Origin of the sequence: Acinetobacter sp. H1(2024), assembly GCF_046557555.1 — a bacterium.
GTDB classification, from domain to species: Bacteria; Pseudomonadota; Gammaproteobacteria; order Pseudomonadales; family Moraxellaceae; genus Acinetobacter; species Acinetobacter seifertii.
Genome location: NZ_JBKGFO010000006.1, coordinates 170,402 through 190,172, shown reverse-complemented (window position 1 = coordinate 190,172; position 19,771 = coordinate 170,402). Strand labels below are relative to the sequence as shown.

The window sequence follows — 19,771 nt, the reverse complement described above, 5'->3', positions numbered from 1 at the left end:
CTAAAAAAAATCCGATGCTTTTGCATCGGATTTTTTATTTCTATATTTTAATAAATACCTTGTGCAAGCATCGCATCAGCAACTTTTACAAAGCCTGCAATATTGGCACCATCTACATAGTTCACACTACCGTCTTCTTTAGTACCGTATCTAACACAATTGGCATGAATGTCTTTCATGATTGCATGTAAGCGTTCATCAACCTCAGCATGTGTCCAGCCCAAACGAATTGCATTTTGAGACATTTCTAAACCTGAAGTTGCTACCCCACCCGCATTAGATGCTTTACCCGGAGCATATAAAATCTTAGCTTCAATAAAATGTTCAACAGCTTCAAGTGTAGATGGCATGTTAGCGCCTTCAGCTACACAAATGACACCATTAGCGATCAGTGTTTTAGCATCTTCATCGGTTAATTCATTTTGTGTTGCACATGGTAAAGCAATATCTACAGGAATATGCCAAGGTGTTTTACCTTCAAAATATTCAAAGCCATGCTTAGAAGCAAACTCTGAAATACGTCCACGTTTAACGTTTTTCAGCTCCATGACTTCAGCCAGCAACTCATCTGTAAAACCATTTTTTAGATAAACAGTACCATTAGAGTCCGATAAGCTGACCACTTTTGCGCCCAAGAACATTGCCTTTTCCGCAGCATATTGAGCAACGTTACCAGAACCAGAGACCGAAACAGTTTTACCAGCAAAAGATAGCCCACGTGTTTTTAGCATTTCTTCTGCAAAATAAACCGTACCATAGCCTGTAGCCTCCGGACGCATTAAGCTACCGCCAAATGAAATTCCTTTACCAGTAAATACACATGCAGTGTCATTACTGAGTTTTTTCATCATGCCAGCCATGTAGCCCACTTCACGCGCACCCACACCAATATCTCCAGCAGGGATATCGGTATTTGGACCTAAATGACGGTAAAGCTCAATCATGAGTGCCTGACAGAATCGCATAATTTCAGCATCAGATTTACCTTTAGGGTTAAAATCTGAACCACCTTTCCCACCACCCATTGGTAAAGTGGTCAGTGAGTTTTTAAAAGTTTGCTCAAAACCTAAAAATTTCAAAATAGATAGGTTGACCGACGGATGGAAACGCATCCCACCCTTGAATGGACCAATTGCTGAATTATATTGAACACGAAAAGCACGGTTCACTTGAGTCTGGCCTTGATCATCCATCCATGAAACACGAAATTGAATCACACGCTCTGGTTCAACCAAACGCTCTAACAATCCATGCTCTGCATATTCCGGATTTTTTTCAATAAATGGCCACAAGCTTGTCATGACTTCTTCGACAGCTTGTAAAAACTCAGGTTGATGCGGATCACGCGCTTGCACGTAATTCAGGAATTCATTCAGGTTGTTATATTTCAATGCACGGTCCTCAGCATAGTAATGAATTAAATTGGTGCAATACATTTTAAAATGCATCATTTAGCAGCAAAATATTAAATCCCTTTCCATTAATTTTAACAATAGTTATTTTAAATTATTTTATTTTTCTTAATTATCATAAAGTTAATTTTAGAAAAACTATCTAAAAATCAATAATAGTCATTTATCATTTCAATTTTTTTGATCTATTATTGTGCAATATTAGCTACATTTTAGGTCAATCAAAAAGCCTATAAATTCGTTAAAATCCATTGACCTTACTTAGGTTTTTCTTCATTATCGCATCGTTTTAAACAAGCTATTTTCCTCTATGAATCCATCTATTTCTCTCATACGCGAGATCGATGCGTTATTACCACAAACACAATGTGGTTTATGTGGACACCGTGACGGTTGTCTACCTTACGCAAAGTCCATTGCTGAAGGTGAAGATGCAAATAAATGTGTTCCTGGTGGACAGCCAGTGGCCGATGCGCTCGCAAAACTATTAAATCGCTCGTCATTGCCTGCTGAAACAAGTGTCTGGGCCGTACAAGCAGATGGACGCCCACAACGTATGAAAGCGATTATTCGTGAAGACGAATGTATCGGATGTACAAAATGCATTAATGCCTGCCCTGTAGATGCCATTATTGGTAGTGGTAAGCTCATGCATACGATTTTGACTGATCTATGCACAGGTTGTGAGTTATGTATTCCACCCTGCCCAGTTGACTGTATTGATCTGGTCGAAGACACTCAAGCTTTACCAAATGAACAGCAAAGAATTGCGGAACAAAATGATTTAAGACAACGTTACTACGCGCATATTCAGCGTGAAGAGAAACGTCGTATACATCGCAAAGGGCCTGTCGTACGCGCTGAAATTGACACACAATTTTTTGCACAGTTCTCACAAGCACTTGATGATCTGCCTTCAATTCAAATTATTGAGAAGCCGAAAGAAGTAATTGTAAATGACGCAAAAACGACTATTGAATTAGCTAAAATTCGCACACAAATTAAAAAGTTGGAAAAGCAGCTCAGTGTTCGAGAAGATGCAAAAAAGCGTCTTCAACTTGATGAACTACAACAGCAACTCACTCAATTACAGGAGGTCTGAATGGCCGTCAAAAATATGACGAAAAAGCAGATTCAAATTTTCTTTGAACGCCTTCGTGAACAAAGACCTTCTCCAGAAACCGAATTAAAATATTCATCACCTTTTGAATTATTAATTGCCGTCATGTTATCAGCACAAGCAACTGACGTTAGCGTAAACAAAGCAACAGATAAGCTTTATCCTGTCGCCAATACTGCTGAAAAAATCTATAACTTAGGTGTAGACGGTTTAAAAGAATATATAAAGACCATTGGCCTTTATAACGCCAAAGCTGAAAATGTCATTAAAACCTGTAAGATTTTAATGGAGCAATTTAACGGTGAGGTTCCAAGCAATAGAAAAGATTTGGAAGCTTTACCAGGTGTAGGACGTAAAACAGCCAATGTGGTTTTAAATACTGCTTTCGGACAACCAACTATGGCTGTCGACACGCACATTTTTCGTGTAGGAAACCGTACCGGCTTAGCAGTAGGCAAAAATGTACTTGAGGTTGAACACCGTTTAGTTAAGGTGATTCCGAAAGAATTTATTATAGATGCACACCACTGGCTGATATTACATGGCCGTTACTGCTGTATTGCCCGTAAACCGAAATGCTCAGAATGTGTGGTTGCCGATGTATGTAACTGGCCAGACCGCTTTGAATTTGGTGCTATAAAAGTAATTCCAACCAAAGACCTCAGTTAATCCTGAGGTTTTTTAAGTTGCTGCAATTTGGGATGTAGTTGACGTTCTCGTCCGTTCTTTTTATTTTCCAAAGCCTGTTGTTTCTGCACATGACGTAGCATTTTTTGACTTTGATATAGCAAAAATAACAATAGTGCCAGACTCAGCAATACCACTAAAATCAAAATGATTTTCATATCGTTCTCCCGCACTTAATGAAAGAAAAGAGCCCTCACAAAGAGGGCTCTTTATCACAAATAATATTAAATTATTTGTCTAAGATGTTGAACAAATCTTTTTGTACATCTTCAATTGTACGTAAGCCATCAAGCTTGTCATAAGTTGGCGCATTTTCACCAGAAGCAGCACGGCCTTGGTAGAAACCAACTAATTGCTCTGTTTCAGTATGATAAGACGCTAGACGCTTACGGATTGTTTCTTCTTGGTCATCTGGACGTTGAACAAGATCTTCACCAGTTTCGTCATCTTTACCTTCCACTTTAGGTGGATTGTATACAGTGTGGTAAACACGACCAGAAGCTGGGTGCTGACGGCGACCAGAAAGACGTTTTACGATTTCTTCATCAGGCACATCAATTTCGATCACGTGATCAATGCTGATGCCTTCTTTTTCCAATGCTTCTGCTTGAGGAATAGTACGTGGGAAACCATCGAAAATGCAGCCATTTGCACAGTCAGGTTGAGCAATACGTTCTTTTACTAAACCGATAATAAGTTCATCTGAAACTAAACCGCCAGATTCCATTACGCTTTTAGCTTTTAGACCAAGTTCAGTACCTTCACGAATCGCAGCACGGAGCATATCACCGGTTGAAATTTGTGGGACATTGTAGCGCTTACAGATCAACTGAGCCTGAGTACCTTTGCCTGCCCCAGGTGGTCCGAGTAAGATAATGCGCATAAAAAACATCCTCATTTAAAACAATGAATGAAGTCTGGCAGAAAAAGTCTCATTAATCTTCAATAGATCCTGCCCGACGTCGAATTATAAGAAAGCTACAAACAAATGTATTGTACCAGCAATAAATCCGGTTACCCCACCTAATACAATAAGAATCCACTCGTCCTCTTGAAATGCAGGACGTAATAAATTCTGAAACTCTTTTGGTGTTAGTTCACGAATACGCTCTTTAAACATTTGAAAAATCTTCTGTGCCCGGCTTGCATTTAGTGCAGGGTCACATACGGGTCCCATCGTAATTTCAATTGAACGATCAATCAAGTCCGTCTTTAATCTTGCGTACTCTCTTGGCCCTAAAGAAAGCTGTAAAGATGTACGAACAAGTGGTGTTTCCATAATTTCGTTAATATGACGCTTCACAATACGGCGCGTCTTATCTTTACGCGGCCCATACATCATTTCAGTCATAATCGATTTTAACGTGATCAGATCTTCTGTAACTACACTTGAGAACACATCAGAGACTTCTTCTTGACGCTTCATGAAAGCACCTTGGAAATTATACGTCCCAATTCGAAGAACTGGCACAATCCAAGGGAACTTACGGTCTTTTGTTAATCTAAAAATCTGTGGGTAACGAATATAATTTGGTTCAATTGGATTAAATACCATCCAGATTGCAATCCAGTTGGTTAAAAAACCCCAAATTGAAGCCCAAAACGGAACAGTCCAGTGCCAAGGTACAACGAACCAGACAACCATTTGGAAAATACCAAAGAACATCCCGATTAAAGCACTAATATGCCAAATAAAGTTGATCTCTTTTTGGCCTACTTTTAAAAACATACGTACCATTAAACGGCGATCACCTTCCATCTGGCTCACGACCATTTCACGCATATTTACCAGTGACTCGACGTTCATGGTCAGCTCAGTCACCAATTCTCTTAATACACCGGGTAATTGTTTATGCGCCTGTGCATAAATACGGCGTTTAATTGAATAAGGTAAATTTTCCCAAAGTACGGCATTACGATCGATCATCACCTCATCAATCAAATGCTCAAGTTCAAATCCGACTTGCTCACCAATAATACGTGCCATGTCTTCAGGGTCCATGGCCTCTAAAAATTCACGTAAAGAACCTAATTTAGATAAAGTATTATCGGTGATAATTCCTGAAATACGTCCAGCTTTGCGCGGCACAATTCCTTGCCAACCGACTGGTAAAGGGCCTAAATGAAAACCCCAAAATTTGATTGGGTAAAATACCATTTTTAACGCCATCCACACATGTGCCCATGTGACAAAGGCAGTAACTGGGATGATACTTAAAACGGCCCAAAAATCAGGTCTGTGTAAAAAGGTCTGCCACAATCCGCTGACGTACTCTAACATGTAAGACTCTCGTATTTATTTGTGCTCTGCTTATGGCGAGTTAACGATAAACTGCTTTGTTTTATAAACCAAAACTTAAAGAATAAGAAAATTGAATTTGTGGTTTAGTCTTCGCAGCAACTGCTCCGTTCTGGTCAGTTAGTTTTTCAGCTGCGCCAATACCGACACTAAAAGTACTAATTCTTTCTGAATTCAACAATACATATGCCAAATCGACACCAGCACCTAAACGAGATTTATATTCTCCATCTACCGGCTTGCTATCAAGGTGTCCAGCATAAAAGCCAATATAGTAGCCATTTTTATCTGTTCCAGTCAGATAGTAAGGATAGCGAAATCCAACCTGTCCACCAGCAGTTTTATCACCATTTAAAAATGCACCAACCTTGGCATAGGCAATACCATAAGGGTTTACCCACTCGCCATTAAGATGTAACAATTTTTGAGTAAAACCTGCACCTACATTCCAAGTAGACGCTTTGTGATCTGCTAATTTTGCTTCTGGAAGAAATGAATAATCTTGAGCATTTGCCCAACTGCTTACTGTCAAAACTGCAAGTAAGGGATAAATTTTTCTCATTATTTTCTCCATTTTCCCTAATCGTATAGTGAGAACAACCCTATTCTATTGAATGAAAGACTTTAACAGAATTATTTTGCTTCTTATATACAAGACTCTACAATTTTGTTGTCTACAAAGTCAAAAAAGCCAATTTTCCTCTTCACTGAAACTTTGAAAATTATGCAATATTTTAACTGCGCTTGCGTTAGAATAAGCAGCTATTTTTCTCACCCTATGTCATTAAGTCGATCCGTATGAAACAGCACTTTCCTTTAAAAGATATCCAGCAAGAAAAGCGCATTTATCGAGGTCGTATATTTTTTGCCGTAGGTCTTGTGATTATCTGTCTATTGGTACTAGTCAGCCGATACGCTTATCTGCAAATTTTTCATTACGATGAGTTCTCGACTGCATCGGATAAAAACCGTATTCGCTTACAACCGCTCCCCCCTGCTCGTGGTTATATTTATGACCGTAATGGGGTTTTACTTGCTGATAATTACCCGGTTTTTACCGCAACATTAAGTAAGGCAGATGTTGAAGATCCTGACGCAGTTATTGAACAATTACAACCCATTTTAGAGCTGACTCAAGAAGATGTAGACCGCTTTAAAAGTCGTATTAAAACCGCACGAAAAACTGAACGCGTTGCAATTAAGCTCAACTTAACCGAGACAAATATTGCCAAGTTTAGTGAAGTTAAATACAAATTCCCTGGGGTGAGAATTGAAACCCAAATGACGCGCTATTATCCACATGGTGAATTGTTTGCTCATGTGATTGGATATGTTGGCCGTATTAACGATAAAGAATTAAAAAGTATTGATAAAGACTTATACGCTGGAACAAACCTGATTGGTAAAATTGGCGTAGAGAAAAGCTATGAAGATTTACTTCATGGAACACCGGGTTATGAGTCTGTAGAAGCCGATGCCCATAGTAATGTATTGCGTCATTTAGGACGTAAAGATCCAACTCGTGGTAATGACCTCTATTTATCATTAGATTATGGTTTACAAGTCGTAGCATCACAGCAACTTGCTGGTCGTCGTGGTGCAATTGTTGCGATAGACCCACGTACTGGTGAAATTCTTGCGTTGGTTTCAAGTCCAAGCTTTAACCCAAACCTATTTGTGACGGGTATTAATCATAAAGATTATAGCTCGCTACGTGACAATATCGATCAACCTCTTTATAACCGTGCTGTTCAAGGGGCATACCCCCCTGGTTCGACTATTAAACCAATGGAAGCAATGGGCGGTTTACATTATGGTATTGTCGACTGGTCTACTGCTATTTCTGACCCAGGTTATTTCCATTTACCTGGTGACTCTCACAAATTCCGTGACTGGAAAAAAACTGGTCATGGCATCGTGAACATGCACAAAGCCATTATCATGTCTTGCGATACCTATTTTTATATTTTGGCAAATCAAATGGGCATCGACCAGATGAACCAATGGATGCGCCAATTTGGCTTTGGTCAAAAAACAGGTGTCGACTTACCAAGTGAAAGTGAAGGTTTATACCCAAGTCCTGAATGGAAAATGCGTACACGCAAAACCAAATGGATGAAAGGTGAAACGATTTCAGTCAGTATTGGTCAAGGTGCATTTACTGCAACTCCATTACAACTTGCAATGGCAACTGCTATTACAGCGAATCACGGCTCTCATGTAGTTCCACATGTTTTACGTGCATCGCATGGTGCAAAACCTTTTACAGTCCGTAATGCGCCTGATGGAAAAATTAATTTCAACGGTACAGACGAAGACTGGGTAAAAATGCGAGAAGCCATGATTGATGTAATTCAATCAGGTACTGGACGTGGTATCCGTACATCGCTTTATCAAATTGCCGGAAAAACAGGTACAGCACAGGTTAAAAGTATTGCACAGGGTAAACGTTATAACGAAGCTGCGCTTAGTGAACGCCAACTTGACCATGGTTTATTCGTTGGGTTTGCACCTGCTGACAAACCTGAAATTGCTATTGCGGTCATTTGGGAAAATGGTCGTCATGGTGGTTCCGCAGCTCAACTTGCTAAGCCGATATTTGATTACTGGTTATTAACCCGCAATAAAAATCCGATTCGTCCAGCCAACCATCAAGTTAATGGTGGCCTTATGACAGCAGGAATTAAACCGGGTGAGCTTCCAAGTGGCGGCGAAACTGCTAGCTCTACGCCTGCACCTGCTACAACTACCGCAGCAGCATCTGCTCCACAAGCTACTCCTGCTCGCCCTGCTACAAATGAGATCGATGAATAATGAAAAATCAATTACGCATTATTGGGGGCGAATGGAAAAGACGAGTTTTACCATTCGCAAGTATTGAAGGTTTAAGACCCACCCCAGATCGTGTTCGTGAAACGTTATTTAATTGGCTCATGTGGGACATTCAAAATGCTCAGGTTCTCGACATCTGTACAGGTTCTGGTGCATTAGGCTTTGAAGCACTTTCACGCGGTGCCGCATCTGTTTATATGATTGAACCTGATAAGACTCAAGCACGATTTTTAAAAGAGAATATCCAGCTTTTAAAAGCGCAGAATTGTCATTTAGTCAATGCAACTGCTCAGCAAGCATTACCGCGCTTAAAAGAACAATTTGATGTCGTTTTTTTAGATCCGCCTTATAGTCTCGATCTATGGCAAGAGCTCGCTCAATTGGCAGATTCACATATCAAAAATAATGGATACATTTATGTTGAAGCTGACCGAGATTTATCTCAGCTTCACCTTCCTGCATCATGGCAACAAGTGAAAACCACTAAAGCAGGTACTGTCCACGCAGGGCTTTACCAGAAAATTTAAAAATGTAGGATTTTATAAAGAATTAATTTACCTGATCTATTTATTTGAATTAGATTATTTTAATTTTTTATTTCAGAATAAATAGATCGTAAAAAATCGAATGAGTTGACCTCGATCATAAGGAAAACTCGAAATATATTCATAACCAATTTTCAGTCTTGGATTAACACTATAATTAACTCCATACCCAACTGAAATGGATAAATCTTGAATATTAAAATGATTCGTTAAACCATTGCTGTTTTTGTTCTGAAGTTGCCCAGTATCATAGGCCGTATAATTATAAATTACCCAACGCTCATTTGAATAAAACTCGTTTTTGAGCACATTATAGTTATTAACTTCATCGTCATGCTCAATGGCTAACCGCCTTTGTTCCAAGTTTAAATCTGATTGATCTAATAACTGCTCTGTATCTAGTAAAGTAGAATCACTTTCTGGTTGAAAAAAATCATAGGCCTGAACATATCCACTGTAAAAGATAATCAGCGCTGTAAAAACAATATAAATATTTTTATGCACACACATTTTATTTTGCAAATCCAAAAAGGTAGCTTAAAGCTACCTTTTATTGCAAGGTTTTAATTAACTTAAACCAATGACTGCAACAATTGCTGCACAAGTACCCATAATTTTTTTGCCATAAGGTACATATCGCGTAAACAATGCACCTAGTGCTAAGCCACAGCAATAGATAAGTGCCATACCAGTAACCATACCCATTACTAATGCAACAATATGCCCTGCATGTGCGAGTTCAACACCATGCGCTATACCATGAAAGCTTGCGAGTAATGCAGCAGCAATAGGCAAAATCCGATTTGATTTTGTCCATAATGCAATCGCTGTAACAATCAAAGAAGCAATAATGCCGTATTCAGCAATACTGGCTGGCACCGAACCTTCAGCACCTATTAAAAAGCCTACAATCAAAGTAATGCTTAGTGTAATGACACCAGCAATTTTCCATTGTTTAGCGGCTGACCATAACAAGATACCAAAACCTAAAGCCATCACTAAATGATCTAGCCCCGTAAAAGGATGAATAAAACCTGCCATAAACCCTGAATGTGCATGATCATGTCCCGGATGTGCCATGGCTAATGCTGGTAACATGCTAAGGAGCCCAGTGCCCCATTTCTTAATGAAGTTCATAGTTACTCCTTAAGCCTTAAACAGCCCTTGTTTCTCAATAAATTGAATAATTTGTTCAAGACCATCTTGTGTTTTCATGTTTGAAAATAAAAATGGCTTTTCACCGCGCATGCGTTTCGCATCTTGGTCCATGACATCAAGGTTTGCACCGACCATTGGTGCAAGGTCAGTTTTATTAATAATCAGTAAATCTGACTTGGTAATACCCGGCCCGCCTTTACGAGGGATTTTTTCTCCACCTGCCACATCAATAACATACAAAGTTAAATCAGAGAGCTCTGGGCTAAATGTCGCGGCTAAATTATCACCACCACTTTCAATAATAATAAGCTCTAAGCCATCAAATTTTTCACATAGATCATCAATCGCCGCCAAGTTAATTGAGGCATCTTCACGAATTGCTGTGTGTGGGCAACCACCTGTTTCCACACCCACAATACGATCTGGCGACATCGCTTCATTACGGGTTAAAAAGTTTGAGTCTTCTTTGGTATAAATATCGTTTGTCACTACAGCCATATTGTATTTATCACGCAAGGCACGGCATAAGTTAAGCGTAAGTGCTGTTTTACCCGAACCTACTGGTCCACCAATTCCGACTCTTAACGGACTACGTTCTGTCATGATTTTTATCCTTTTTTCCTAAACTTAAGATCTGAATAACCGTGAATATTGTGTTTCGTGTTTCATGCTCAGCATGGCATAACGAGGTAAAGCGCTGCTTAATTGTTCATCATTAAGTTTCAAAGCTTTCTGTACTGCCTCTGGTACTAAACCATGCAAGTGCCATAAAATTCTTTGCCCAGCCATTTGTCCCAATGGAACCGTTTTTACTGCTGCCAAAACCTGATTTTCTAAAACAGTAAAAGTATAAGCGGTAAGCACATCCTCTTCTTTAAGCTCTAAACGCCCACAAAGCTGCGCATAGACAGGCACAAAACCAAACTGCTTTTTAACCTCAACCGTTTTTTTTAAAACATCTTTAATCCATGCATTTAAAGAAAATGCCAACTGCTGCGATTCAGCCAAAAGTTCTTTACTTTCTCGACTCGCCTTATATAAATTTGCCCAAATCAGGAACTCGTCTGGTTCATCATAATGTTGCATAAGACGTTTGAGTACTGGTAGCTCAAACCTCACTAACAGCATTTCAAGAACTTCTTCAAAGTAAGCAATTGCCGAGCTTTCATCGTGTATTAAGCCAATATCGATGGCTGTTTCCACACCTTGTGAATAACAATACGCTCCAACTGGCAGTGCCGTTGAAGACAGTGTCAGCAATTGCAGTAATTGCGCAGCATTATGAATGGACATGGTGTAAAGCTTTGATTGGGCTTAAGCGATGGTCATGACTATGTTGAGCATAGGCACCGCTTTCAGGTTCAAAAGGATGATCTGTTTCTGTCACTGTAAGCCCCAATCCTTCTACCATTTCTGCAAGCACATGATCAGGCTCAAAATACAAAGCTGTAGGTGTGAGCATTAATGGTACATGTCTATTACCTAAGTGATAGGCAGCTTTAAGTAAATCAAAATCGGTTTTAGCACTAACTTGCATTAAACGTTCAGGTTTTGCGTCAACACGTAATACATCACCCTCTTGGGTTGCAATATACGAACCACTACGCAAAATTCCAGTACGCGGCAAATCAGCTCCAATATCTACGCCACTTGCCAAGGCCGCTCGAAAACGTGATTTTTGACGGGTATCAAAAGTTAGTTCAACTGTTTCAAATGCCTGATCAGGAGAAATATCTTCAAGACGTTGGGTATAGATTTTCATTTAATTTTTCTCTCCTTTATTCAGTTCATATATATAAATTCATAAAACAAAATCATCTCAATAAAACTTATCAAAACAAGAAATAACGCTGAGCCATTGGTAATACGTCAGCAGGTTCACAAGTTAATAGTTCACCATCTGCTCTTACTTCATAAGTTTCTGGATGCACATGCATAACTGGACAATATGTATTATGTTTCATATCCGCTTTAGTAATTTCACGCGTATTTTTACAGGGGCTAATTAGCTTTTTAAGATCTAACTTTTCAGCAACTTTTTCATCAATGGCTGCTTGAGATAAAAAGGTAATACAAGTGTTATGCACACCACGCGGATAGGCGCCAAACATTGGACGATAATGAACTGGTTGAGGTGTCGGAATGGAGGCATTAATGTCACCCATCGGCGCCGCCGCGATCATGCCGCCTTTAATAATCATGGAAGGCTTCACACCAAAAAAGGCCGGCTTCCATAACACCAGATCAGCAAGTTTTCCGACCTCAATCGAACCAATTTCATGACTTAAACCATGGGTAATGGCTGGGTTAATTGTATATTTAGCAATGTAACGTTTAACGCGATTGTTATCATGAAATTCGTTGTCACCCTCTAGAGGGCCACGTTGAATTTTCATTTTGTGTGCAGTTTGCCAAGTTCGTAAAATCACCTCACCCACGCGCCCCATCGCCTGAGAGTCAGAAGACATCATGGCAATTGCACCTAGGTCTTGCAGAATATCTTCGGCAGCAATGGTTTCACGGCGAATACGACTTTCTGCAAAAGCAATATCTTCAGCAATTGCAGGGTCTAAATGGTGACATACCATGAGCATATCTAAATGCTCATCAATAGTATTAATGGTATAAGGTCGCGTTGGATTCGTTGAAGATGGCAACACGTTACTTTGTCCAATTGCTTTTAAAATGTCTGGAGCATGTCCACCACCCGCACCTTCTGTATGGTACGTATGAATGGTACGGTCTTTAAATGCGGCCAGTGTTTCTTCTAAAAAGCCACCCTCATTTAATGTATCCGTATGAATAGCGACCTGAACATCAAACTCATCTGCCACACTCAAACAGTTATCAATCGCTGCTGGTGTTGAACCCCAGTCTTCATGCAGTTTTAGCCCAATTACCCCAGCCTTAATTTGCTCACGAATTGGGTCTGGTAAACTCAGGTTACCTTTACCTAACAGACCAATATTCATAGGTAAATCATCAATCGCCTGCAACATGGTCGCAATATGCCAAGGACCTGGAGTCACTGTGGTTGCCGAAGTTCCTGCTGCTGGTCCTGTACCGCCACCGACCATTGTTGTTGTACCCGACATAAGCGCGGTTTCAACTTGCTGAGGACAAATCCAGTGAATGTGGGTATCAATACCACCTGCTGTTAAAATTTGCCCCTCACCCGCAATCACTTCTGTTGCTGCACCTAGAGGAATGGTAATGTCAGGTTGAATATCGGGGTTGCCGGCTTTTCCTATTTTCCAGATTCGGCCATTTTTTAAGCCAACATCAGCTTTTACAATTCCCCACCAATCTACAATTAAAGCATTGGTAATGACCGTGTCAGCAACTTCATCAGCTAAAAGTTGAGATTGTCCCATGCCATCACGAATGACTTTACCACCACCGAACTTAACTTCTTCACCATAAGTCGTTAAATCTTGCTCAACTTCAATAAAGAGCTCTGTATCAGCTAGACGAATACGATCTCCGACCGTTGGACCAAACATCTCAGCATATGCACGACGTGACATTTTCATAATTTTTTACTCATATCTTTCATTATGGTTGTTATGTTTAATCCAACTTACCCATGACCCGGCCTGCAAAACCATATACTTCTCGCTTACCAGCTAAAGCGACAAGTTCCACTTCTCGGCTTTGTCCCGGTTCAAAACGGATTGCTGTACCCGCCGCAATATTTAAGCGAAAACCTTTTGCAGCTTCACGGTCGAACTGTAGTGCATCATTGGCTTCATAAAAATGAAAATGCGAACCTACCTGAATAGGTCGATCACCAACATTAGCCACCATAACTTTTAAAGTTTCACGCCCAACATTTAGCTCAATGTCAGTCTCTGGAGTAATGATTTCGCCGGGGATCATAACTGCTCCTTTTATACGATTGGCTGATGAACAGTGACTAATTTCGAACCATCTGGAAAAGTTGCTTCGACCTGAACCTCAGCAATCATTTCCGCTACACCATCCATAACATCTTCACGCTTTAACAAAGTCGTTCCAAAGTGCATGAGTTCACTCACTGTCATTCCATCTCGTGCACCTTCAAGTAAGGCGGCTGAAATAAAGGCAACTGCTTCCGGATAATTCAGCTTTAAACCTCGTGCTTTACGACGCTCAGCCACCAAGCCTGCGGTAAAAATGAGTAACTTATCTTTCTCTGTTGGATTGAGTTCCATATCTCTTTCCTAATAGCATCTAGTTTTCTTTAAGCAAAATGCGTGCTCAAAAGCAGCATACTTGTTCTAATCGTTTTTAAAATACGCAATTTAACGTAAGTTAGGTTTTCCAAATTCTTGGAAATTCTTCATCTAAATCAAACCAATAACGTCTTAATCTTGCGCGTATGGCCGCAAATGCATCATGACAATGCCGTACATCATTCCCTAAAAAACGTGCACAAAGCACATCTTCCAATGAAGTCAAAGTAACCGGGGCATCCATACGCATGATTAACTCACGGACAAGTTCAATATGTTGTTCTAAATAAAATGAAGAGCGAAATTTTTCAGGCGGTACAGCCCAGAAACTTGCCATTACAGCCTGATTATTCATTCCTAAACATGAGCTTAACCAGCGATCTCCTCCCTCAAAATGTAATGTATCGGCAACTAATAATTTATTTTCACGCCATAACTTAAACTGGTTGTGATAACTGCCCTGAACAAAATTTTCAGCTCGAGCTTGCCGTCCCAATACCAGCATATCCCAACCAATGAAACTTGCTGTTTGTTCAAGGTGAATATGTGTTTCTGAGTGCGCTACAGCACCATCAAACAACATCGTTTCTTGAGGCATCCACTCTAGAATAGAATCGTTTTTTACAGTCAAATAAATATGTTGAAAAGCCTGTTTACCATTTGTTCTATACCATTTTCCAGCCCCAGGCGTGGTAATAACGGCATGCGCCTGTTCAGCTGTTTCAATTTGAAAAGTAAGATGATCGCCTCCTGCAATGCCGGCTGGTGGATGAACAATAATAGCGTGACAAACTCCAGTTTTTTCAGGCCAGAGCATTTTTTGCACCCGAACAGGGCCATAATGTTTTCTGTGATTCATTATGGTGCGACTTTCTTTAAAACAAAAACCAAGTTCTAATTGCGCATACCAAAATGGTGCTAAAGAAGTATGAGAAAATTGTTGAATCCGATTCATTTTGGCTCATTTTTATTAATGGCTTTATTTAATAAGCAAAATATGCACCATATACAAAAAGAGGTCATTACAAACTTGGAAACAATTTTTTTATTTTAATGAGTTAAAAAATCATCAATGTCTAACATAAAACCACAGTAAAGTATGGAATTATTTATACAATAGCGCCCATCCTCGCTCTTATAAATTTTTTTCCATGAAAATCTTTTTCGTGTTAGTACCTTTTGTATTTTTAACTGGGTGTATTTTTGGCCAATCTAGTGAGGTCAAACGCGCAGAAAAACTTCTAAATAATTTCCAATGTAAAAACGTAGAAACCAGGGAGATTTCAAATAGCTCTATTAATTCTTATTACCAACAAACTTTAGCAGTAAGTAAAGAAAAAGCGACCTCTTATGTAGAAAGCTATAAAGATGGCGAGGAATTATTTGCAATGCCTTTAGACGAGGTAGTAAAAAAACAATATGAACTCTATAAATCAGCGTGTGATTCTCTAGGTGGAGTTTCTGCTCATCCATAATTTTTTAGATGTATCCATTAACTCAGTTAGTGGATACTTTTTTTACTCGTTATATATTTCAATAAAAATCGTTTAAATGAACAAAAAAATATACACTTTACCTTTTGTTAAATTTTGACTACATACAAACGCTTTTATTTTTTATGATCTTTTTCTAGGCTTTAAAGACTTTTTATTTTTATTTTTGAGGTTTTCTTCATCATGAAAAAATCATTATTAGCAATTGCACTTATGAGTACTCTTCTTGTCGCATGTAACAAACATGAAAATAAAACAGAAGCAACTTCTGATGCTTCTACCCCTGTACAAACTAGTGAAGCAAGTAGTGCTGTTGCTGTAGATACTGAGCACACAGCAGAAAATTCTTTAGATTGGAATGGTAAATATACAGGTACCCTTCCATGTGCAGACTGTGAAGGCATCAAAACAGAACTAAAATTAAAAGATGATAAAACTTATGAATTGACTGAAACTTACTTAGGCAAAGGTGATACAAAACCATTTGAAACTCATGGTAAGTTTGCTTTCGATAAAGACAACACTTCTATCATTACCTTAGATAATAAAGCTGAAAATCGTAAATTCTTTATTGGCGAAAATACTGCAACTGCTTTAGATATGGAAGGTAAAAAAATTGAAGGTTCTTTGGCAGAGCACTATGTGTTGAAAAAAGAAGATTAATAAAGTTTTAATATAAAAAACCCGCTCATTTGAGCGGGTTTTTTATGGAATCAATTCTTAGTTAGCTGCGAATTGGTTCATTGTGTTTTTAGCATCGTCATGTGCTTTAAGAGCGTTATCACCAGAGAAGATTTCTTTGTGATCATCACCGATGTCAGAACCCGCCATTGCTTGGTGTTTCACACAAGCGATACCACCACGGATTTCTTTACGTTGTACGCCAGCAACATAAGCCAACATACCTTCAGAACCGAAGTAACCTTGTGCAAGCTCATGAGTAGAAAGAGCAGCAGTGTGGTAAGTCGGAAGTGTGATCAAGTGATGGAACACACCTGCTTCACGAGAAGCATCTGCTTGGAATGTACGGATCTTGTCATCAGCATCAGCAGCTAATTCAGTATTGTCATATTCAGCGCTCATTAATTTAGCGCGGTCATATGCAGAAACATCTTTACCTTCAGCAACCCAACGGTCGTAAGCTTGTTGACGGAAGTTTAAAGTCCAGTTAAATGATGGGCTGTTGTTATAAACAAGCTTAGCATTTGGAACAACTTCTTTAACACGGTTAACCATGTGTGCGATTTCTTCTACGTTTGGAGTCGCAGTTTCGATCCAAAGAAGGTCAGCACCATTTTGAAGGCTAGATACACAGTCAAGTACAACACGGTCAATTTGAGTGTCAGCACGGAACTGATATAAACCTGAAGGTAAACGTTTAGGACGGTGTAACTTACCATCACGCTTGATTAAGATTTCGTCTTCTTGCGCATCAGCAATGTCAATTTCTTGAGTATCTAAGTAGCTGATGTATTGAGAAGCGATGTCACCTGGCTCTTTAACCACTGGGATTTTTTGAGTCAAGTCAGCGCCTTCAGAGTCAGTACGCGCAACGATGATACCTTCTTCAAGACCCATTTCTAAGAATGCATAACGTAATGCATGGATCTTAGCAATAAAGTCTTCGTGTGGAACAGTTACTTTACCAGCTTGGTGACCACATTGTTTAGCATCAGATACTTGATTTTCGATTTGAAGCGCACAAGCACCAGCTTCGATCATTTTCTTAGCAAGTAAGTAAGTTGCTTCTTCGTTACCGAAACCAGCATCGATGTCAGCAATAATTGGCACAACGTGAGTTTCAAAGTTGTCGATTTGAGCTGTGATTTCAGCTGCTTTAGCAGTATCACCAGCTTCTTGTGCTTTTTTAAGGGCACGGAATAAATCGTTTAATTCTTTTGCGTCAGCTTGACGTAAGAAAGTGTAGATTTCTTCGATCAAAGCAGGAACAGAAGTTTTTTCGTGCATAGATTGGTCAGGAAGTGGACCGAACTCTGAACGAAGAGCAGCAACCATCCAACCAGAAAGGTAGATATAACGTTTGCTTGTAGTACCGAAGTATTTTTTGTTCGCAATCATTTTTTGTTGTGCAATGAAACCATGCCAGCAACCTAATGATTGAGTGTATTTGCTTGAGTCAGCATCGTATTCAGCCATATCACGACGCATAATCGCAGCTGTATACTTAGCAATATCTAAACCAGTTTTGAAACGGTTTTGAAGTTGCATACGAGCAGCATCTTCTGGGCTAATGTCTGCCCAAGTGTTGCCAAATTTTGCTTTTAATTGACGTACTGCATCAATCGCTGTTTGATATGTAGTCATGATATTGTCCTGTATTCATTTTAGGATTTCATCGATTGAAGCCTAGAGTCACGTTACTTAAATTTCTTATGACACCAGCTGCTTCCTCATGAACACAGCTTAGACTTAGCCAATCAATTAATCCAATATCCTTCGTTAATCTTCAGTATTTATTTAAAAAATATACCAATAAATCGATATTATAAGTAAAACTAAAAAACATAACACTTTGTTTATAAAAACAAAATAATCCTAAAGGAGTATAGTATTTTGATCAAAAAACTCTCCAAGTTTTATTTTTATACAATTTTTGAGATTTTTCCATTCATTTTTAGTGTCAAAAGTCAATTGTAAATTAGGCGACTTTTGCCAATGTAAAAAGTCAATTTTAATGATAGAACATGGTTAAATATAAAAGAAAAATTTTACGTCTATAAAGACAAAGTCAAAAACAGATCAAAGATAATAAAATCGAGCATTTGAGGTCCTTTTCAGACATACTTAATTTCAACAAAAAATGTCGTTTTTCTCATCATTTTTTCACACAATGTTCTTTAAATATGGCATAATTTGAAACAATTTTAGGGTTTTATTTTCGGTATTTTTTTTATGAATCTGGAACGGGTAGATCTTAATCTATTAATATATCTTGATGTTCTTCTTCGTGAAAAAAATGTTACACGCGCAGCAGAACAGCTTGGCGTTACTCAACCAGCCATGAGTAATATTTTACGTCGCTTGCGTAATTTATTTAACGACCCTCTTCTAATCCGTTCATCGGAAGGAATGACACCGACAGAACGCGCACTCGAATTACAACCACGTATTCGCGATGCCCTTTCTGATCTTTCCATGATTTTGGAACCGCGTACCGAATTCCGCCCTTATACCAGCAATCGCGTTTTTCGCATTATGACTTCTGATTATGCAGAAGCAACTCTGGTTCCTCGTCTAGTAAAAGCCTTACGTTCCGAAGCTCCAAATGTAGTGCTCGACTTTCTTACCCCAAGTGATGTGTCATATAGAGACATGGAACAAGGTAAAGTTGATCTGGCAATTAATAGATTTAATGAAATACCGCAAAGTTTCCACCAAGTGTTAGTTTGGCGTGATAGTTTCAGCTGTATTTTGAATGACAAACACCCTGCTGTTACTCATTTAAATCTTAAAAGTTACCTAGATGCACAGCATATTTGGGTATCTAAAACAGGTATGGGTGTTGGTTTTGGCGTAAACCCAGATAAACAAGGTGGTTTAGGCTGGATTGATCAAGCATTAGAACGTATTGGTCAACGCCGTAAAATTTCAGTATTTACTCGCCACTACCAAATGCCAGCCTTGCTTGCTCAAAATGTTGACCTCATTGCAACGCTTCCAACTCGAATGGCGCGCCTACAAACTCAAAATCCAAAACTGATTATAAAGGATCCTCCTTTTTATATTCCAGAATTTGAACTTAAAATGGCTTGGTGCCCACTATTACACCATCACCCTGCTCATCGCTGGTTACGCCAACTTATTCTATTCGTTGCTCGCCAAATGATCGAAGAAGAAAATCGTGAATTTCTTACCAACAATTCACAATTTTCTCACTATTAAATAAATTTTAATTTAATTGTCTCTTTCAAACATTATCTTTAAGCGCTGAGCAATCAATCTGATTACCTCAGCGCTTTTTTGTGTTAAAACATAGTCATAATAATGATG

22 protein-coding genes are annotated in these 19,771 nt (G+C 39.1%); 7 read left to right on the top strand and 15 right to left on the bottom strand.

Features of this window, described 5'->3' with window-relative positions; genetic code table 11:
* Positions 1 to 47: 47 nt before the first annotated feature.
* Positions 48 to 1,451, bottom strand: coding sequence for an NADP-specific glutamate dehydrogenase (gdhA, locus tag ACLCEG_RS15935; RefSeq protein WP_077170220.1), 1,404 nt, complete (start codon positions 1,449 to 1,451; stop codon positions 48 to 50).
* A gap of 271 nt (positions 1,452 to 1,722) precedes the next feature.
* Between gdhA and ACLCEG_RS15930 the strand changes: the two genes are divergently transcribed.
* The gene (locus tag ACLCEG_RS15930; protein WP_410568271.1) at positions 1,723 to 2,514 is read left to right on the top strand and encodes an RnfABCDGE type electron transport complex subunit B; all 792 of its coding nucleotides are present in this window, start codon (positions 1,723 to 1,725) and stop codon (positions 2,512 to 2,514) included.
* Positions 2,515 to 3,201, top strand: coding sequence for an endonuclease III (gene nth / locus ACLCEG_RS15925; RefSeq protein WP_191028561.1), 687 nt, complete (start codon positions 2,515 to 2,517; stop codon positions 3,199 to 3,201).
* Here nth and ACLCEG_RS15920 read toward each other — a convergent pair.
* The 4 genes from ACLCEG_RS15920 to ACLCEG_RS15905 all read right to left on the bottom strand — a co-directional run bounded on the left by ACLCEG_RS15920 (position 3,198) and on the right by ACLCEG_RS15905 (position 6,080).
* Positions 3,198 to 3,377 carry a hypothetical protein gene (locus ACLCEG_RS15920; RefSeq protein ID WP_002054380.1) on the bottom strand — a complete coding sequence of 60 codons (180 nt, stop codon included), beginning with the start codon at positions 3,375 to 3,377 and terminating at the stop codon, positions 3,198 to 3,200. The two genes, nth and ACLCEG_RS15920, sit on opposite strands and share 4 nt — an antisense overlap.
* Positions 3,378 to 3,448: 71 nt before the next feature.
* Positions 3,449 to 4,102 carry an adenylate kinase gene (adk, locus tag ACLCEG_RS15915; RefSeq protein WP_002117671.1) on the bottom strand — a complete coding sequence of 218 codons (654 nt, stop codon included), beginning with the start codon at positions 4,100 to 4,102 and terminating at the stop codon, positions 3,449 to 3,451.
* An 84-nt stretch (positions 4,103 to 4,186) separates the two neighbouring features.
* Complete coding sequence (locus ACLCEG_RS15910) at positions 4,187 to 5,500, bottom strand: hypothetical protein (RefSeq protein WP_004703059.1); 1,314 nt, start codon at positions 5,498 to 5,500, stop codon at positions 4,187 to 4,189.
* Between the two features lie 61 nt (positions 5,501 to 5,561).
* Entirely contained in the window at positions 5,562 to 6,080 is a 519-nt protein-coding gene (locus ACLCEG_RS15905) for a hypothetical protein (protein WP_004703061.1), read from the bottom strand.
* Positions 6,081 to 6,316: 236 nt separating this feature from the next.
* On the opposite strand from ACLCEG_RS15905, the gene mrdA reads away from it, so the two are divergent.
* Together mrdA and rsmD are read left to right on the top strand one after the other, a co-directional pair.
* On the top strand, positions 6,317 to 8,332 hold the full coding sequence (gene mrdA / locus ACLCEG_RS15900) for a penicillin-binding protein 2 (protein WP_410568269.1): 2,016 nt from the start codon (positions 6,317 to 6,319) through the stop codon (positions 8,330 to 8,332).
* Positions 8,332 to 8,877 carry a 16S rRNA (guanine(966)-N(2))-methyltransferase RsmD gene (gene rsmD, locus ACLCEG_RS15895; protein ID WP_174723059.1) on the top strand — a complete coding sequence of 182 codons (546 nt, stop codon included), beginning with the start codon at positions 8,332 to 8,334 and terminating at the stop codon, positions 8,875 to 8,877. The genes mrdA and rsmD overlap by 1 nt, the downstream gene beginning before the upstream one ends.
* Positions 8,878 to 8,949: 72 nt before the next feature.
* Here rsmD and ACLCEG_RS15890 read toward each other — a convergent pair whose 3' ends face one another.
* The 9 genes from ACLCEG_RS15890 to ACLCEG_RS15850 all read right to left on the bottom strand — a co-directional run bounded on the left by ACLCEG_RS15890 (position 8,950) and on the right by ACLCEG_RS15850 (position 15,222).
* Positions 8,950 to 9,405, bottom strand: a complete 456-nt coding sequence (locus ACLCEG_RS15890; RefSeq protein WP_410568291.1) for a hypothetical protein — start codon at positions 9,403 to 9,405, stop codon at positions 8,950 to 8,952.
* Positions 9,406 to 9,462: 57 nt separating this feature from the next.
* Positions 9,463 to 10,032, bottom strand: a complete 570-nt coding sequence (locus ACLCEG_RS15885; RefSeq protein WP_410568266.1) for a HupE/UreJ family protein — start codon at positions 10,030 to 10,032, stop codon at positions 9,463 to 9,465.
* A 9-nt stretch (positions 10,033 to 10,041) separates the two neighbouring features.
* Positions 10,042 to 10,656, bottom strand: coding sequence for an urease accessory protein UreG (gene ureG, locus ACLCEG_RS15880; protein ID WP_039248672.1), 615 nt, complete (start codon positions 10,654 to 10,656; stop codon positions 10,042 to 10,044).
* Between the two features lie 24 nt (positions 10,657 to 10,680).
* Entirely contained in the window at positions 10,681 to 11,346 is a 666-nt protein-coding gene (locus ACLCEG_RS15875) for an urease accessory protein UreF (RefSeq protein WP_077163548.1), read from the bottom strand.
* Positions 11,333 to 11,815 (bottom strand): urease accessory protein UreE, encoded by a 483-nt coding sequence (gene ureE, locus ACLCEG_RS15870; protein ID WP_004703074.1) that lies wholly within the window; start codon positions 11,813 to 11,815, stop codon positions 11,333 to 11,335. Before ureE ends, ACLCEG_RS15875 begins: the two co-directional genes overlap by 14 nt.
* Before the next feature lie 70 nt (positions 11,816 to 11,885).
* Positions 11,886 to 13,586, bottom strand: a complete 1,701-nt coding sequence (gene ureC, locus ACLCEG_RS15865; protein ID WP_049066263.1) for an urease subunit alpha — start codon at positions 13,584 to 13,586, stop codon at positions 11,886 to 11,888.
* Between the two features lie 37 nt (positions 13,587 to 13,623).
* Positions 13,624 to 13,932 carry an urease subunit beta gene (locus tag ACLCEG_RS15860; protein ID WP_019456858.1) on the bottom strand — a complete coding sequence of 103 codons (309 nt, stop codon included), beginning with the start codon at positions 13,930 to 13,932 and terminating at the stop codon, positions 13,624 to 13,626.
* A gap of 11 nt (positions 13,933 to 13,943) precedes the next feature.
* A complete protein-coding gene (ureA, locus tag ACLCEG_RS15855) occupies positions 13,944 to 14,246 on the bottom strand; it encodes an urease subunit gamma (RefSeq protein ID WP_002054385.1) in 303 nt (100 codons plus the stop codon).
* 100 nt (positions 14,247 to 14,346) lie between these two features.
* Positions 14,347 to 15,222 (bottom strand): urease accessory protein UreD, encoded by an 876-nt coding sequence (locus ACLCEG_RS15850; RefSeq protein ID WP_410568264.1) that lies wholly within the window; start codon positions 15,220 to 15,222, stop codon positions 14,347 to 14,349.
* A gap of 196 nt (positions 15,223 to 15,418) precedes the next feature.
* On the opposite strand from ACLCEG_RS15850, the gene ACLCEG_RS15845 reads away from it, so the two are divergent.
* A complete protein-coding gene (locus ACLCEG_RS15845) occupies positions 15,419 to 15,742 on the top strand; it encodes a hypothetical protein (RefSeq protein WP_004703079.1) in 324 nt (107 codons plus the stop codon).
* 201 nt (positions 15,743 to 15,943) lie between these two features.
* Complete coding sequence (locus tag ACLCEG_RS15840) at positions 15,944 to 16,423, top strand: copper resistance protein NlpE (protein ID WP_191012784.1); 480 nt, start codon at positions 15,944 to 15,946, stop codon at positions 16,421 to 16,423.
* 57 nt (positions 16,424 to 16,480) lie between these two features.
* On the opposite strand, the gene ACLCEG_RS15835 is transcribed toward ACLCEG_RS15840, so the two are convergent.
* Complete coding sequence (locus ACLCEG_RS15835) at positions 16,481 to 18,085, bottom strand: isocitrate lyase (RefSeq protein WP_004703081.1); 1,605 nt, start codon at positions 18,083 to 18,085, stop codon at positions 16,481 to 16,483.
* A 588-nt stretch (positions 18,086 to 18,673) separates the two neighbouring features.
* On the opposite strand from ACLCEG_RS15835, the gene ACLCEG_RS15830 reads away from it, so the two are divergent.
* Positions 18,674 to 19,663: a LysR substrate-binding domain-containing protein gene (locus ACLCEG_RS15830; RefSeq protein ID WP_410568262.1), complete on the top strand. Its 990-nt coding sequence runs from the start codon at positions 18,674 to 18,676 to the stop codon at positions 19,661 to 19,663.
* Positions 19,664 to 19,771 lie beyond the last annotated feature (108 nt).

Bases quoted from the DNA above. Each gene is read 5' to 3' on its own strand.
- gdhA (WP_077170220.1), bottom strand. From the start codon at position 1,451: ATGATGCATTTTAAAATGTATTGCACCAATTTAATTCATTACTATGCT.
- ACLCEG_RS15930 (WP_410568271.1), top strand. From the start codon at position 1,723: ATGAATCCATCTATTTCTCTCATACGCGAGATCGATGCGTTATTACCA.
- nth (WP_191028561.1), top strand. From the start codon at position 2,515: ATGGCCGTCAAAAATATGACGAAAAAGCAGATTCAAATTTTCTTTGAA.
- ACLCEG_RS15920 (WP_002054380.1), bottom strand. From the start codon at position 3,377: ATGAAAATCATTTTGATTTTAGTGGTATTGCTGAGTCTGGCACTATTG.
- adk (WP_002117671.1), bottom strand. From the start codon at position 4,102: ATGCGCATTATCTTACTCGGACCACCTGGGGCAGGCAAAGGTACTCAG.
- ACLCEG_RS15910 (WP_004703059.1), bottom strand. From the start codon at position 5,500: ATGTTAGAGTACGTCAGCGGATTGTGGCAGACCTTTTTACACAGACCT.
- ACLCEG_RS15905 (WP_004703061.1), bottom strand. From the start codon at position 6,080: ATGAGAAAAATTTATCCCTTACTTGCAGTTTTGACAGTAAGCAGTTGG.
- mrdA (WP_410568269.1), top strand. From the start codon at position 6,317: ATGAAACAGCACTTTCCTTTAAAAGATATCCAGCAAGAAAAGCGCATT.
- rsmD (WP_174723059.1), top strand. From the start codon at position 8,332: ATGAAAAATCAATTACGCATTATTGGGGGCGAATGGAAAAGACGAGTT.
- ACLCEG_RS15890 (WP_410568291.1), bottom strand. From the start codon at position 9,405: ATGTGTGTGCATAAAAATATTTATATTGTTTTTACAGCGCTGATTATC.
- ACLCEG_RS15885 (WP_410568266.1), bottom strand. From the start codon at position 10,032: ATGAACTTCATTAAGAAATGGGGCACTGGGCTCCTTAGCATGTTACCA.
- ureG (WP_039248672.1), bottom strand. From the start codon at position 10,656: ATGACAGAACGTAGTCCGTTAAGAGTCGGAATTGGTGGACCAGTAGGT.
- ACLCEG_RS15875 (WP_077163548.1), bottom strand. From the start codon at position 11,346: ATGTCCATTCATAATGCTGCGCAATTACTGCAATTGCTGACACTGTCT.
- ureE (WP_004703074.1), bottom strand. From the start codon at position 11,815: ATGAAAATCTATACCCAACGTCTTGAAGATATTTCTCCTGATCAGGCA.
- ureC (WP_049066263.1), bottom strand. From the start codon at position 13,586: ATGAAAATGTCACGTCGTGCATATGCTGAGATGTTTGGTCCAACGGTC.
- ACLCEG_RS15860 (WP_019456858.1), bottom strand. From the start codon at position 13,932: ATGATCCCCGGCGAAATCATTACTCCAGAGACTGACATTGAGCTAAAT.
- ureA (WP_002054385.1), bottom strand. From the start codon at position 14,246: ATGGAACTCAATCCAACAGAGAAAGATAAGTTACTCATTTTTACCGCA.
- ACLCEG_RS15850 (WP_410568264.1), bottom strand. From the start codon at position 15,222: ATGAATCGGATTCAACAATTTTCTCATACTTCTTTAGCACCATTTTGG.
- ACLCEG_RS15845 (WP_004703079.1), top strand. From the start codon at position 15,419: ATGAAAATCTTTTTCGTGTTAGTACCTTTTGTATTTTTAACTGGGTGT.
- ACLCEG_RS15840 (WP_191012784.1), top strand. From the start codon at position 15,944: ATGAAAAAATCATTATTAGCAATTGCACTTATGAGTACTCTTCTTGTC.
- ACLCEG_RS15835 (WP_004703081.1), bottom strand. From the start codon at position 18,085: ATGACTACATATCAAACAGCGATTGATGCAGTACGTCAATTAAAAGCA.
- ACLCEG_RS15830 (WP_410568262.1), top strand. From the start codon at position 18,674: ATGAATCTGGAACGGGTAGATCTTAATCTATTAATATATCTTGATGTT.